We start from the raw sequence: 14007 nt of genomic DNA on the forward strand, positions 1-14007 counted from the left end.
CTTGTCAAGCAGCAACCCGCTGCGTGACCCCGCAGACCGACGGCTCCCGCGCATCGCGGGGCCGTCGGGCCTGGTCATTTTCGGTGTCACGGGCGACCTGTCACGTAAGAAGCTCATGCCGGCGGTGTACGACCTCGCCAACCGGGGTCTGCTGCCGCCGGGCTTCTCGCTCATCGGTTTCGCACGCCGCGAGTGGGACAACGAGGACTTCGCCCAGGAGGTCCACGACGCGGTCAAGGAGCATGCCCGCACGCCCTTTCGCGAGGAGGTCTGGCAGCAGCTCGTCCAGGGCATGCGCTTCGTGCAGGGCACCTTCGACGACGACGAGGCCTTCGACCGGCTGCGCTCCACGATCGAGGAACTGGACAAAGCACAGGGCACGGGCGGCAACTTCGCCTTCTACCTGTCCGTGCCGCCCAAGGCGTTCCCCGTGGTGATCAAGCAGCTGAAGAAGCACGGCCTCGCCGACCAGGAGGGCGGCTCCTGGCGGCGCGCGGTCATCGAGAAGCCCTTCGGCCACGACCTGAAGTCGGCCGAGGAACTCAACGAGATCGTGCATGAGGTCTTCGCCCCGGACCAGGTCTTCCGCATCGACCACTACCTGGGCAAGGAGACCGTCCAGAACATCCTGGCACTGCGGTTCGCCAACACGCTCTTCGAGCCGATCTGGAACCGGTCGTACGTCGACCACGTGCAGATCACGATGGCCGAGGACATCGGTATCGGCGGCCGGGCCGGCTACTACGACGGCATCGGCGCGGCCCGTGACGTCATCCAGAACCACCTGCTGCAGCTGCTGGCGCTCACCGCCATGGAGGAGCCCTCCTCCTTCGACGCGGACGCGCTCGCCGCGGAGAAGACGAAGGTCCTCGCCGCGGTCAGGCTGCCGAAGGACCTGGGCAAGCACACGGTGCGCGGCCAGTACGCGGCCGGCTGGCAGGGCGGCGAGACGGCGATCGGTTACCTCCAGGAGGAGGGCATCGATCCCGGGTCGAAGACCGACACCTATGCCGCGATCAAGGTGGGCGTGGACAACCGCCGCTGGGCGGGCGTCCCCTTCTACCTGCGCACCGGCAAGCGCCTCGGCCGCCGCGTCACCGAGATCGCGGTGGTCTTCCAGCGCGCCCCGCACTCCCCCTTCGACCAGACGGTGACGGAGGAGCTCGGCCAGAACGCGATCGTCATCCGCGTCCAGCCGGACGAGGGCATCACGGTCCGCTTCGGTGCCAAGGTGCCCGGCACCTCGATGGAGATCCGGGACGTCTCCATGGACTTCGCCTACGGCGAGTCCTTCACGGAGTCGAGCCCGGAGGCGTACGAGCGTCTGATCCTGGACGTCCTGCTCGGCGACTCCAACCTCTTCCCGCGCACGGAGGAGGTCGAGCTGTCCTGGAAGATCCTCGACCCCATCGAGGAGTACTGGGACAAGCACGGCAAGCCCGCGCAGTACCCCGCGGGCACCTGGGGTCCCGTCGAGGCCGACGAGATGCTCGAACGAGACGGACGGAGCTGGCGCCGCCCATGAAGACCGACCTCACGGACACCACCGCGAGCAAGATAAACAAGGCGCTCGTGGAGGGCCGGCGTGCCATCGGCACCCCCGCCGTCGGCATGGTCCTCACCCTCGTCATCGTCACCGACGAGGAGAACGCCTACGACTCGCTGAAGGCCGCCAACGAGGCCTCGCGCGAGCACCCCTCGCGCACCCTCGTGGTCATCAAGCGCGTCTCGCGCTCACCCCGCGACCGCACGAAGTCGCGCCTGGACGCCGAGGTGCGCCTCGGCGTCGAGGCGGGCACCGGCGAGACCGTGGTGCTGCGCCTGTACGGCGAGGTCGCCGACCACGCCCAGTCCGTCGTCCTGCCGCTGCTGCTGCCGGACGCGCCGGTCGTCGTCTGGTGGGCGGTGAACGCTCCGCTGGACCCGGCGCGGGACCCCCTCGGTGCGCTGGCCCAGCGCCGCGTGACCGACACCTACGCGGCCGAGGCGCCGCTGCGGGAGCTGAGCGCCCGCGCCGACGCCTACGCCCCGGGTGACACGGACCTCTCCTGGACCCGCATCACGCCCTGGCGCTCGATGCTGGCCGCGGCCCTGGACCAGGTCGACTGCGAGGTCAAGGCCGTCGAGGTGGAGGGCGAGGAGTTCAACCCGAGCTGCGAGCTGCTGTCGATGTGGCTCGCGGACCGGCTGAACGTCCCCGTCAAGCGCTCGCTGTCCAGCGGTCCCGGCCTGACGGCCGTCCGTCTGGACACCAGCTGCGGCCCGATCTCCCTGGACCGCGCGGACGGTTCGCTCGCCACGCTGTCCATCCAGGGCCAGCCTGACCGGGCGGTGGCGCTCAAGCGCCGCGAGACGTCCGAGCTGATCGCGGAGGAGCTGCGCCGGCTGGACCCGGACGACACGTACGCCTCGGCGCTGCGGTACGGCGTGGACCGGCTGTCGCGGACCCCCGAGCAGACCCCGGCCGAGGAGGCTTCGGCCCCGTCGGACCAGTCGGACTCGTCGGATCCGACGGACTCGTCGAACCCGTCGGCCCAGGAGTCCGCGCCCGCTCCCGCGAAGAAGACGGCGGCCAAGAAGGCCCCGACGAGGAAGGCGGCCGCGAAGTGAGCACCCCGCAGCTGGTCGTGCACCGCGACAAGGAGCTGATGGCCCAGGCCGCCGCGGCCCGGCTCATCACCAAGATCGTGGACGCGCAGTCCTCGCGCGGCCACGCGTCGGTGGTGCTCACCGGCGGCCGCAACGGCAACGGGCTGCTGGCCGCGCTGGCGGCGGCGCCCGCCCGGGACGCCGTCGACTGGGGACGGCTGGACGTCTGGTGGGGCGACGAGCGGTTCCTGCCCGAGGGCGACCCGGAGCGCAACTACACCCAGGCCCGCGAGGCGCTGCTCGACGCCGTACCGCTGGACCCGAAGCGCGTGCACCCGATGCCCGCGTCGGACGGCCCGTACGAGGGCGACGTGGACGCGGCGGCCGAGGCGTACGCCGAGGAGCTGGCCCGGGCGGCCGGTTTCGAGAACCACGGCGCGGTGCCCGCCTTCGACGTCCTGCTGCTGGGCGTCGGCCCGGACACGCATGTGGCCTCGCTCTTCCCGGAGCTGCCCGGCGTGCGGGAGACCGAGCGCACGGTGATCGGCGTGCACGGCGCGCCGAAGCCCCCGCCGACCCGGGTCTCGATGACCCTGCCGGCGATCCGGTCGGCCCGCGAGGTGTGGCTGCTGGCGGCCGGCGAGGACAAGGCGCAGGCCGTGGCCATGGCCCTGTCGGGCGCGGGCGAGATCCAGGCCCCGGCGGCGGGAGCGCGGGGTCGCTCGCGCACGCTGTGGCTGCTGGACTCGGCGGCGGCCTCGCAGCTGCCGCGGTCGCTGTATCCCCCGGCGTCCCCGTGATCGCGTGAACGCATGGACAAAGCGGAGGGGCGGCGCAGAACTTCTGCGCCGCCCCTCCGCTTTGTTGATCCGCTTTGTTGACCGGCCTACTTCACCGATCCGGCCATCACGCCCTGCACGAAGTGCTTCTGGAACGCGAAGAACACGACCACCGGCACGATCAGCGACAGGAACGCGCCCGGTGCCAGCACGTCGACGTTGCTGCCGAACTGCCGGATCTGGGACTGGAGTTCCACGGTGAGCGGCTGGGAGGAGCTGTCGGCGAAGAGCAGCGCGACCAGCATGTCGTTCCACACCCACAGGAACTGGAAGATGGCGAGGCTGGCGATCGCGGGCCGGCCGACGGGCAGCACGAGCCGCGTGAAGATGCGCCATTCGCTGCCGCCGTCCATGCGGGCCGCCTCCAGCATCTCCTTCGGTATCTCGGCGAAGTAGTTCCGCAGCAGGAACACCGCGAACGGCAGTCCGTACGCCACATGGAAGAGGATGACGCCGGGGATCGTGCCGAACAGGCCCAGTGCGCCGAAGAGTTGGGCCACCGGCAGCAGGCCGATCTGCACCGGCACCACCAACAGGGCGACCACCAGCAGGAAGAGCGGCTCGCGGCCGGGGAAGTCCAGCCAGGCGAAGGCGTATCCGGCGAGCGCCGCGATGACGACGACGAGGGTCGTCGCCGGCACCGAGATCAGCACCGTGTTCCAGAACGCCTGCGTCATACCGGAGTTCTTCAGCAGCGCCGCGTAGTTGTCGAAGGACAGCTGCGCGGGACTGGCCAGGGCCGTCCACCAGCCGCCCTTGGCCGTGTCCTCGGCCGACCGCAGCGAGGACACGAACAAGCCGGCCAGCGGGGTGAGCCAGACCAGCCCGATCACCACGAGGGACGCCTGGACCAGAGCGCTGCCCAGGCCGCGCCTGACCGCGTTCATCGGCGAGTTCATCCCCGCGCTCATCGCTGACTCCTTCGGAAGCGGCGGACGTTGAACACCATCGCGGGGACCACCAGCAGCAGGAGCAGGACGCCGAGGGCGCTGCCGAGTCCCTGGTTGTTGCCGCCGCCGAAGGACACCAGCCACATCTGCGTCGCGAGCACGGTGGCGTTCTCCTGCACCGGTCCCGGCGCGATGATGTAGACGAGGTCGAAGACCTTCATCACGTTGATGACCAGGGTGACGAAGACGACGGTCAGCACGGGCGCGAGCAGCGGCACCGTGATCCGCCGGAAGATCTGCCACTCGTTGGCCCCGTCCATCCGCGCCGCCTCCAGCACCTCGCGCGGCAGCGTGGACAGACCCGCGCCGATCAGGACCATCGCGAAGCCGGTCCAGATCCACAGGTACGCCCCGATGATCGCCGGCGTGACCAGCATCGGCCCGAGCCAGGAGACGCCCTGGTAGGGCTGCGCGAAGTTCGACGCGGGCAGCTTCACCGTGTACGAGCCGGAGGCGAGGTGCGGGAAGCGGAAGGAACCGTCGGACGCGGCGGTCGCGGAGGCGACCGTCCTCCCGTCGCGCACCGCCTCGACCGTCATCCCGGGCAGCCCGCTCTCGCGCGGGTCGACCTTGCCCTGCCTGCCGCCGCCACCGGGCACGAAGTCCAGGTAGACGACACCGCGCAATTCGCCGGGGGCGGGCTTGTGCGCGGCGGCCGGGGAGGCCGGCGCGGCGCCCTTGGGCAGGTCGCCCGGCAGCACGCCGACCATCGGGAGCGCCACGGAGTCACCCGGCGACACGCTCGCGCTCGTCCGGTACGAGCCGTCCCGGCCCCGGGTCAGCAGCCCCTGTCCCTCACGGCCGCGTGCCGTCGGGTAAGGCGACGTGCCCGCGAAGGCGTCGTGCACGGAGACGACGGCCGCGTTGAGCACGCCCTTGTTCGGGTCCTCGTCGTAGGCGAGCCGGAAGACGATTCCGGCGGCCAGGAAGGACACCGCCATCGGCATGAACAGCAGCAGCTTGAACGCGGTGGCCCAGCGGACCTTCTCCACCAGGACGGCGAGGATCAGGCCGAGGCCGGTCAGCAGCGCCGGGGCGACGACGACCCAGATGATGGTGTTGCGGATGGCCGTCAGCGTCGCCGGGTCGCGGAACATCTCCGCGTAGTTGTCGCCGCCGACGAACCGCGTGCCGGAGGCGTCGAAGAAGCTGCGGCCCACCGAGAACAGCACCGGGTAGACGACGAGCGCGCCGAGCAGGAGCAGGGCGGGGAGGACGAAGAACAGGGCGACGCCCCGTCCGCGCCGCCGGGCGCGGCGCCTCAGCGCCGCGCCCGGGGCGACCGGCCGGCTCCCCGCTTCTTTTTCGAGCGTGGTGGCGGTCATGGCACGTCAGCCCTTGTAGGCCTTGGCCGCAGCGGCCTCGAGCTTGCCCGCGGTCGCCTGGGGGTTCGACGGGTCGCGCAGGAAGTCCTGCAGCAGCTTCCACTCGCCCGCGCCCTTGGTGCCGCCGAACGCGGCGGGCGCCTGGTCGGACATGTCGAAGCGCACGGAGTCGGCGTCACCGGCGGCGACGAGCGACTTGGCGGTGGCGCGGGTGACGTCGTCACCGTAGGAGGAGAGGGCGACCTTCTTGTTCGGGGACAGGAAGCCGCCCGCCTTCGCCCACACGGCCGCGGCCTCGGGGCTCGCCAGGTACTCCAGGAGCTTCATGCCGGCCTTGGCGTTCTTGCCGGACTTGAGGACGACGGCCGCGTCACCGCCGCTGACCACCGGAGCCGTACCGCCGTCGACCGCCGGGAACGGGAAGAAGTCCGCGTCCTTGCCGACCGTCTTGCCGAACTGGTCGTGGGCGACGCCGGCGACGAAGTCGCCCTCGTAGACCATGCCGGCCTCGGGCTTGGGCCCGAACACCTTCTCCACCGAGCCGGGGAAGTCGGTGCCCAGGGCCTCCTTCTGGCCGCCCGCGACGAGCTGCTTGTCCTTGAAGAGCTTGCCGAGCGTGGTGAGCGCCTTGACGACGCTCGCGTCGGTCCACTTCAGCTTGTGGGCGGCGAGGGCGTCGTACTTCTTCGGACCGGCCTGGGAGAGGTAGATGTTCTCGAACCAGTCGGTGAGCGTCCAGCCGTCCTGCCCGGCGACCGCGAAGGCGGACAGGCCGGAGTCGGAGACGGTGTGACCGGCCTTCAGCATCTCGTCGTACGTCTTCGGCGCCTTGACGCCGGCCTGGGAGAGCGCCTGGGGGCTGTACCAGACGGTCGACTTGTGGGCGGCCTTGAAGTACAGGCCGTACAGCTTGCCGTCGACGCTGCCGTACTTCTTCCACACGGGCGCGTAGTCGGCCGTTATGGTCTGGTCGGCGGTCTTGGACAGCGGCGTGAGCCAGCCCTTGTGCGCAAACTGCTGGAGCACGCCGACCTGCGGGACCATCACGACGTCGGGCGCGTTGCCGCCCTCGATCTTGCTGCCGACGACGGTGGAGACGTTGTCACCGGTGGAGGTGAACTGCGTCTTGGCGCCGGTCTTCGCGGCGAAGGCGTCGAGCACCTTCTGGAAGTTCTTCTGCTCGCTGCCGGACCAGACACCGGCCACGGTGACGGTCTGGCCGCTGAGCTCCTTGTCGCCGCCGCCGGCCGAGACCGGGGTGCCGCCGCCGCAGGCGGTCGCGCCGAGGGCCAGGGCGAGGGCCGTGCAGCCGGTGAGCAGGGTGGTACGTCGTCGCATCATCGTTGATGTTCCTTCGTGCGGTGGGGAGTTGACGGGGGTGGATCAGAGGTCGGAGAGCCACCAGGCGGCCGTGGCACCGGGCAGCTCCCCGGCCGGGCACGGGCCGCTGGCGAGCAGAGGGGTGCCGGAGACGGGCGGGGTGGCGGGTGCCGTACCGAAGTTGACGGCGCAGACCAGGCCGTCGCCGCGGACGAACGCGAGGACGTCCGGCTCGGTCTCCAGCCAACGCAGCGTGCCCTCGCCCAACTGGGGCAGGGAAGCGCGCAGTTGGAGAGCGTCGCGGTACATGTGCCAGAAGGATCGGGTGTCGGCGAGGGCGCGCTCGGTGGCGTACTCGGCGAACCACTCGGGCTGCGGCAGCCACGTCCTGACGCCGTCGCCCCCGGTGGTGAAGCCGAACGGGGAGGCCTGGCCCGACCACGGCAGCGGCACCCGGCAGCCGTCGCGGACGTGCATACGGCTTCCGGTGCGGTGGAAGATCGGGTCGGTGAGGACGTCGTCGGGCAGGTCGACGACCTCGGGCAGGCCCAGCTCCTCGCCCTGGTAGATGTACGCGGCTCCGGGCAGCGCCAGCATCAGCAGCGCGGCGGCGCGGGCGCGCGCGGCGCCGAGGCCGCTGCCCTCGACGGCGGGTTCGCCGTAGCGGGTGACGGTGCGGACCTGGTCGTGGTTGTTGAGGACCCAGGTGACGGTCGAGCCGGTGCCGGCGATGTCCAGCATGGCCTCGGAGACGACCTTGCGGAAGGCGTCGGCGTCCCAGGGGGTCCTGAGCAGGTCGAAGAAGAAGGCCTGGTGGAGTTCGTCGGAGCGGACGTACTCGGCGTGTTCGCGGGCGGTCGGCACGGAGACCTCGCCGACCAGGAGACGTTCGCGGCCGTCGCGGGCGGTGTACTCCTCGCACACCGCGCGCCAGTGCCGCCACACGTCGTGCACCTCGGGCCGGTTCCAGGCGAGCTGGTTGATCGCGTCGCGGGTGCGGGCGTCGGCCTCGGGGTCGTCGGAGTCCGGCAGTTCGGGGTGCTTGTAGAGGCCCGCGGCGACGTCGATGCGGAAGCCGTCGACGCCCCGGTCCAGCCAGAAGCGCAGCACGCGGTCGAACTCGGCGGATATCTCAGGGTTGCGCCAGTTCCAGTCGGGCTGCTCCGGCGTGAACATGTGCAGGTACCACTGGCCGGGGCTGCCGTCCGCCTCGGTGACCCGGCTCCAGGCCGGGCCGCCGAACATGGCGTGCCAGTTGTTGGGCGGCTCCTCGCCGTTCGCGCCGCGGCCCTCGGCGAAGTGGAAGCGGGCGCGGGCCTCGGAGCCGGGCTCGGCGGCGAGCGCCTCGCGGAACCACGAGTGCTCGCTGGAGCAGTGGTTGGGGACGACGTCCAGGAGCACCTTGATGCCGAGGCGCCCGGCGTCCTTCATCAGCAGGTCGAACTCGGCGAGGTCACCGAAGAGCGGGTCGACACCGCAGTAGTCGGCCACGTCGTAGCCGTGGTCGTGCTGCGGCGACGGGAAGAAGGGGCTCAGCCAGACGCCGTCGACGCCGAGCTTCTTCAGATACGGCAACCCGGCCCGGACGCCGGCGAGATCGCCGACGCCGTCGCCGGTGCTGTCCAGGAAGCTGCGGACGTACACCTGGTAGATCACTGCGTCACGCCACCAGTGGTGGGTGTGGATGCGCTGGAGACTCACCCCGAGGACCTGTCTGTCGTGCTGACGGTTATGCATGCATGTTAAGTAGCGATGACGCGAGGGTGTCAACGAAAAGACAGACACTGCTGGGAAGTTGATCCGTCATGTCCTGATTTATCAGGTCGTCGCGAGGCGAGATGAGACGCCCACGTTACTTAACACGTAAGTAGGAAGGGGAGGCTCAGCGACGAGAGATGGCGGCGAGCTCCCGCGCCAGCCGCCGTACCGCGCTCCCCGGCGTCTCCTGTCCGGTGAGCGCGTCGTGTACGACCGCCTGCACGACCAGGCTGACCTGGTCGTAGTGCGGGCTCTTGGGGCGCGGGGCGGCCGAGAGGACGCTCGCGCGGAGGGTCGGCAGGTACGGGAACTCCCGCACCAGTCCCGGGTCGTCGTAGAGCGCGGCGCGCACGGGCGGCAGCGCGCCGCGCGTGAGGACCTGGCGCTGGACCCGCTCACCGGTGAGGTAGGCGATCAGGCGCGCGGCCGAGTCGGGGTGCCGGGCGTGCGTGGTGACGGCCAGGTTGGAGCCGCCGAGGACGCTGGTCCCCGGCCCGTGCGGTCCGGGCAGCGGTACAGCGCCGATCCTCCCGGCGACCTTCGAGCCCGGGGCCGAGGCGACGGCGTACGCGTACGGCCAGTTGCGCAGGAAGAGCAGCCGTCCGTCCTGGAAGGCCCGCTTGGACTCCTCCTCCTTGTACGTCAGCGCCCGCTTCGGGATCCAGCCCTCGCACACACCGCGGGCGAGGAACCCGATGCCCTCGCGGGCCGCCGCCGAGTTCACGGTGACGCGGGTGCCCTCGCCGCCGAGGATGGTGCCGCCCGCCGAGTAGACGGCCTCGGCCGCGTTCACGGTGAGGCCCTCGTAGGGCAGGAACTGGCCCGCGTAGCCGTCCAGTCCGTGCTTCGGCGCGATGGTCTTCGCGTCGTGCTCCAGCTCGGCCCAGGTACGCGGCGGCGCGACGTGCTCCTCGGCGAGGATGTCCTTGCGGTAGAGGAGCAGTCCGGCGTTGGTGACGTACGGGACGGCGTACAGCCGCCCGTCGTACGTGGCCGTGTCGACGACCGGCGGCAGGAAGGTCCTCAGCGGGAAGCGGCCTGGGGGCAGCGGCCGTATCCAGCCGGCCGCCGCGAACTCCGAGGTCCAGTTGACGTCGATGTTGAGGACGTCGAAGCGGCTGCGGTCGCCGCCGCGCAGATCGGTGGTCATCTGCGCGTGGGTCTCGTCGGCGGAGTCCGGCAGTTCGACGAGGGTGACCTTCTCGCCGGGGTGGGTGCGGTTCCAGCCGTCGAGCAGCGGGCCCAGGTAACCCGTCAGATCCCCGGCGGTGGCCAGGGTCAGCGGGCCGCGGCCGTCGGCGTCCCGCTCGTCGGCACGGGCGCCCGAGACGACGTACCCGGCGAGGAGCACGGCGAGGACGAGGAGGCCCCTGCCCGCGGCACGTATCCACCGCACGGGTTCCTCCTTGCACAAGGGCTCGGGCACCGGGCGCCGTCGCCCGGAATCAGAGGCCATGTATACCCGTTAGGTATGGGCGATACTAGGGCGTGGAGCACATCACGAGGACAATCGCGAGGACAGGAGGACTGCACACGTGCGCCTGGCCCTCCTGGCACTCCTGACGCGTGGCCCCGCCCACGGTTACGAGCTGAAGCACGACCTTGAGCAACTGCTGGGCTCGGCGTACCCTCAGCCGAACGTCGGCCAGATCTATGTGACCCTCGGCCGCCTCGAGAAGTCGGGACTGATCGAGGGCGAGGAGGTCGAGCAGTCCAGCCGGCCCAACAAGAAGATCTACCACCTCACCGATGCCGGGCGTGAGGCGCTGCGCGCCTGGTACGAGGAGACGGCGGACGAGCCGCGGGTGCGGGACGAGTTCTTCATGAAGCTCGCCCTCGCCCCCGAGACCGGTCTCGCCGATCAGATCGCCCTCATCAACAAGCAGCGGCGCCAGTACCTCAACACCATGCGCAACCTGTCGAAACTGGCCGCGGCCGAGAACCGGGACAACCGCATCGCCCATCTGCTGATCGAGGGCGCCATGCTGCATCTGCAGGCCGACCTCGACTGGCTGGAGCGGTGCCAGGAGGAACTGGAGGAGCCGGAGTGAGCGACAGCCCCTCTCCCGACGGCACCACCGCTCCCCTCCTGCGGGCCGAGGGCCTGACCAAGACCCACTACGGCACGGGCGCGCCCGCGCATGCCGTGCGCGGGGTCGATCTGCGCGTCGCGCGGGGCGAGTTCGTGGCCGTCACCGGCCCGTCCGGCGCCGGCAAGTCGACGCTGCTGCACCTGCTGGGCGGGCTCCAGCGGCCGGACGCGGGCAGCATCCTGCTGGACGGCGAGCGCACGGACTCCTATTCGGAGGCGCGCTGGGCGGTGGAGCGCCGTAAGCGCATCGGCATCGTCTTCCAGTTCTTCAACCTGATCTCCAGCCTGTCGGTCGCCGACAACGTCGAACTGCCCGCGCTCCTCGCCGGCGTTCCGCCGAAGCGGGCCCGGGCCGAACGGGAGGCGCTCCTCGCCGACCTGGGCCTGGAGGGCAAGGAACGCAGCATGCCGGCCGAACTGTCCGGCGGCGAACAGCAGCGGGTCGCCCTGGCCCGCGCCCTGGTCAACCATCCGCCCCTGCTGCTCGCCGACGAGCCCGCGGGCAGCCTGGACAGCAAGGGCACCCGCGAGGTGATGCGCCTGCTGTGCCGCTTCCACGACCGAGGCCAGACCATCCTCCTGGTCACCCATGACGCCCGGCTGGCCAGCGCCGCGGACCGGGTGATCAGCTTCTTCGACGGCCGCATAGCGGACGACGCCACGCTGGACGGCACCCCGTCGCGGCGGCGCACAGGGATCTCGGGCGTGCTGGAACTGAGGGACTGAGCGTGGGGCACGTCAATCTGACCGGAGCGGATCGCTTCGGCGTGAACGGACACCGTGGTGCACACGGACACCGTCCTGCCGACCTGAGCGCGGCGAGGGGCTGAGTCGTGCGGGCTTCACTGCGCTGGGCGCACTCCGATCTGCGCACGCACCGGGGCGAGGCGCTGTTCATGGTGCTCGCCACCGCCGGCATCGTCGCCTCGCTGCTGCTGGCCACGGCGCTGTTCGGCTACGCGACCAACCCCTGGCAGCGGGTCTTCACCCAGGCCCGCGGCGCGCACGTGTGGATCCACGCCGCGCTGTCCGCCGACACCGGACGGCTCGCGCGGCTGGACGGCGTGCAGAGCGTCGCCGGCCCCTACCCGGCCGAGTCCGTCACCGTCTCCTCGCGCGGCACCCGCGCGAGCGTCGAACTGCGCGGCACACCCGGGCGGCCCGCCGTGGGGCGCCCCCTCATCACCTCCGGTCACTGGCTACGGCCCTCGGACCCCGACGGCGTGGTCCTGGAGGGCCGCCTCGCCCGGGCCCTGCTCGCGGAGCCCGGGGACACCCTGCGGCTGCCCGGTACGGCGCGCACGCTGAAAGTGGTGGGCATCGCCGACAGCCCCGACCCGCGCTACAGCCCCGGCGAGCAGCCGGGCCTCGTCTGGGCCCCCCGCGCAGCCGTCCGCGCCCCCACCGACCAGGTTGTCGGGCTGCGCCTGACCCATCCCGACGACACGGACTACGCCGTCCAGCGCGCCGTCACGGTGCTGGGCGCCGGTGCGGTCGGCGAGGTGTCGACCTGGCAGCAGGCGCGCGCCGAGGCACAGGGCGACAGCCGGCTGCTCGGCCAGGTGCTCGGGCTGTTCGGTCTGGGGGCGCTGGTGGCCGCCGGGTTCGCGGTGCACGGCGCGATCGGGAGCCGTATCCGCGGCCATCTGCGGGACATCTCAATCCTCAAGGCGATCGGCTTCACGCCCGGCCAGGTCGTCCGCGTCTTCCTGCTGCAGCACGTCGCGTACGCCGCGCTCGGCGCGGTGGCCGCGACGGCGTTCATCCGGGGCCTCGGCCGTCTCGTCCCGGGCCGGCTCGGTGACGCGGTGGGCGTCTGGCAGGGGCCGCCGGGGCACGCGGTGGCGCTGTTCGCGGTGCCTGTCGCCGCGGTGCTGTTCATCGGCCTGACCACCGGGCTCGCGGCCTGGCGGGCCGGGCGGGTGCCTCCGGTACCGGTGCCGCGGCCCGCGCCGGCGGGGGGCGGGCGGCTGACCGGCATGGCCCGGTGGGCGCTCGGCCTGCGGCTGCCGCCCGCGCTGGTCCTCGGCTGCCACAAGGCGTTCACGGGCCGTCGCCGGTCCCTGGCCACGGTGGCCCGCCTGGCTCTGCCGCTGCTGCTGATCGTGGTGGCGCTGAGCGCGTGGACCACCATCGAACGCTTCCACAGCAGCCCGCAGCGGATGGGCGTGGTGGCCTCGCTCACCGCCCACGCGGACCCCGCCCTGGGGGACCGGAAGGCCCGTGCCCTCCTGGAGGACGATCCCCGCGTCGCCGCCGCCTACCCGGGCGTCGAGGTCGCCGCCCTGGTCCCGGGCCAGACGGCCACGATCGCCCTGCGCGGCCTGGGCACCCGCCGGCACCCCTACTCCTACGCCCTCGCCGAGGGCCGCCCCGCGCGCGGACCCGACGAGGCGGTGGCCGGACAGGGGCTGCTCGACCTCCTGGACGTGCGGGTGGGCGACTGGGTCCGGATGACCGTGGGCGACCGGCCGCAGATCCTGCACATCGTGGGTCGCAGCATCGAGCCGGACAACGCCGGCCGGGTGGTCTCCACCTCGCTGGACACCCTCCGCGAGAACGACCCGCACCTGGCCCCGACCCTCTACCAGCTGCGCCTGCGCCCGGGCGCCGACGCGCACCGGGTCGCGGCCGACCTGACCGCGGCAGGCCACGGCCACCTGGACGTACACGCGGTGACGAACCCCGCCGACGGCCTGTCCTCGCTGCGCGGAGTGGTCGCCGGACTGATCGCCGTGCTGGCCCTGATCGGGATCGTCGAACTGCTCACCGCGATCGGCGGCTCGGTCCGCGAGAGCGAACGGGACCTCCTGGCACTCAAGGCGATCGGCATGTCCCCGCGCCAGATCACCGCGATCACCGTCACGGCGACGGCCTGCACGGCCCTGACAGCGGTCCTCGCCGCCACGGCCCTGGGCCTCCCCCTGGCCCGCTGGCTGATCGACACCCAGGGCGCCTCCAACGGCATCGGCGCCGGAATCGCCCAGTCCCCCTCCCCCGGCCTCCTCCTCACCCTGACCGCAACAGCGGTCCTGGCCTCCACGGCCCTGGCCGCCGTCCCCGCAGCCCGAGCGGCCCACCACCGCCTGGCAGACACACTCAGCGCGGCGGCCTGAGGACTGGACAGAGCTCGA

At 71.6% G+C, this 14007-nt stretch carries 11 protein-coding genes; 6 read left to right on the top strand and 5 right to left on the bottom strand.

All coding sequences use genetic code 11. The features are described from left to right. The first annotated feature begins 1 nt into the window (after position 1). The 3 genes from zwf to pgl are packed head-to-tail and all read left to right on the top strand — an operon-like array spanning position 2 to position 3389. Positions 2–1525: a glucose-6-phosphate dehydrogenase gene (gene zwf, locus ABZ910_RS03220; protein WP_361358356.1), complete on the top strand. Its 1524-nt coding sequence runs from the start codon at positions 2–4 to the stop codon at positions 1523–1525. Beyond that, positions 1522–2610 carry a glucose-6-phosphate dehydrogenase assembly protein OpcA gene (gene opcA, locus ABZ910_RS03225; protein WP_361358359.1) on the top strand — a complete coding sequence of 363 codons (1089 nt, stop codon included), beginning with the start codon at positions 1522–1524 and terminating at the stop codon, positions 2608–2610. The genes zwf and opcA overlap by 4 nt, the downstream gene beginning before the upstream one ends. Continuing rightward, positions 2607–3389 carry a 6-phosphogluconolactonase gene (pgl, locus tag ABZ910_RS03230; protein ID WP_361358362.1) on the top strand — a complete coding sequence of 261 codons (783 nt, stop codon included), beginning with the start codon at positions 2607–2609 and terminating at the stop codon, positions 3387–3389. The genes opcA and pgl overlap by 4 nt, the downstream gene beginning before the upstream one ends. Positions 3390–3475: 86 nt before the next feature. On the opposite strand, the gene ABZ910_RS03235 is transcribed toward pgl, so the two are convergent. The 5 genes from ABZ910_RS03235 to ABZ910_RS03255 all read right to left on the bottom strand — a co-directional run bounded on the left by ABZ910_RS03235 (position 3476) and on the right by ABZ910_RS03255 (position 10177). Then, positions 3476–4315 (bottom strand): carbohydrate ABC transporter permease, encoded by an 840-nt coding sequence (locus ABZ910_RS03235; RefSeq protein WP_361359074.1) that lies wholly within the window; start codon positions 4313–4315, stop codon positions 3476–3478. A 20-nt stretch (positions 4316–4335) separates the two neighbouring features. After that, the gene (locus tag ABZ910_RS03240; protein WP_361358365.1) at positions 4336–5703 is read right to left on the bottom strand and encodes an ABC transporter permease subunit; all 1368 of its coding nucleotides are present in this window, start codon (positions 5701–5703) and stop codon (positions 4336–4338) included. A gap of 6 nt (positions 5704–5709) precedes the next feature. Next, positions 5710–7044 (bottom strand): ABC transporter substrate-binding protein, encoded by a 1335-nt coding sequence (locus ABZ910_RS03245; RefSeq protein ID WP_361358368.1) that lies wholly within the window; start codon positions 7042–7044, stop codon positions 5710–5712. 42 nt (positions 7045–7086) lie between these two features. After that, positions 7087–8760 carry a glycoside hydrolase family 13 protein gene (locus ABZ910_RS03250; RefSeq protein WP_361358371.1) on the bottom strand — a complete coding sequence of 558 codons (1674 nt, stop codon included), beginning with the start codon at positions 8758–8760 and terminating at the stop codon, positions 7087–7089. 145 nt (positions 8761–8905) lie between these two features. Continuing rightward, entirely contained in the window at positions 8906–10177 is a 1272-nt protein-coding gene (locus ABZ910_RS03255) for an ABC transporter substrate-binding protein (RefSeq protein WP_361358374.1), read from the bottom strand. A gap of 139 nt (positions 10178–10316) precedes the next feature. On the opposite strand from ABZ910_RS03255, the gene ABZ910_RS03260 reads away from it, so the two are divergent. The 3 genes from ABZ910_RS03260 to ABZ910_RS03270 all read left to right on the top strand — a co-directional run bounded on the left by ABZ910_RS03260 (position 10317) and on the right by ABZ910_RS03270 (position 13989). Continuing rightward, on the top strand, positions 10317–10832 hold the full coding sequence (locus tag ABZ910_RS03260) for a PadR family transcriptional regulator (protein WP_361358377.1): 516 nt from the start codon (positions 10317–10319) through the stop codon (positions 10830–10832). Then, positions 10829–11599: an ABC transporter ATP-binding protein gene (locus ABZ910_RS03265; protein WP_361358380.1), complete on the top strand. Its 771-nt coding sequence runs from the start codon at positions 10829–10831 to the stop codon at positions 11597–11599. Before ABZ910_RS03260 ends, ABZ910_RS03265 begins: the two co-directional genes overlap by 4 nt. A 107-nt stretch (positions 11600–11706) precedes the next feature. Continuing rightward, positions 11707–13989 carry an FtsX-like permease family protein gene (locus ABZ910_RS03270; RefSeq protein ID WP_361358383.1) on the top strand — a complete coding sequence of 761 codons (2283 nt, stop codon included), beginning with the start codon at positions 11707–11709 and terminating at the stop codon, positions 13987–13989. Positions 13990–14007 lie beyond the last annotated feature (18 nt).

The organism is Streptomyces sp. NPDC046805, assembly GCF_040645355.1.
Lineage (GTDB): Bacteria > Actinomycetota > Actinomycetes > Streptomycetales > Streptomycetaceae > Streptomyces.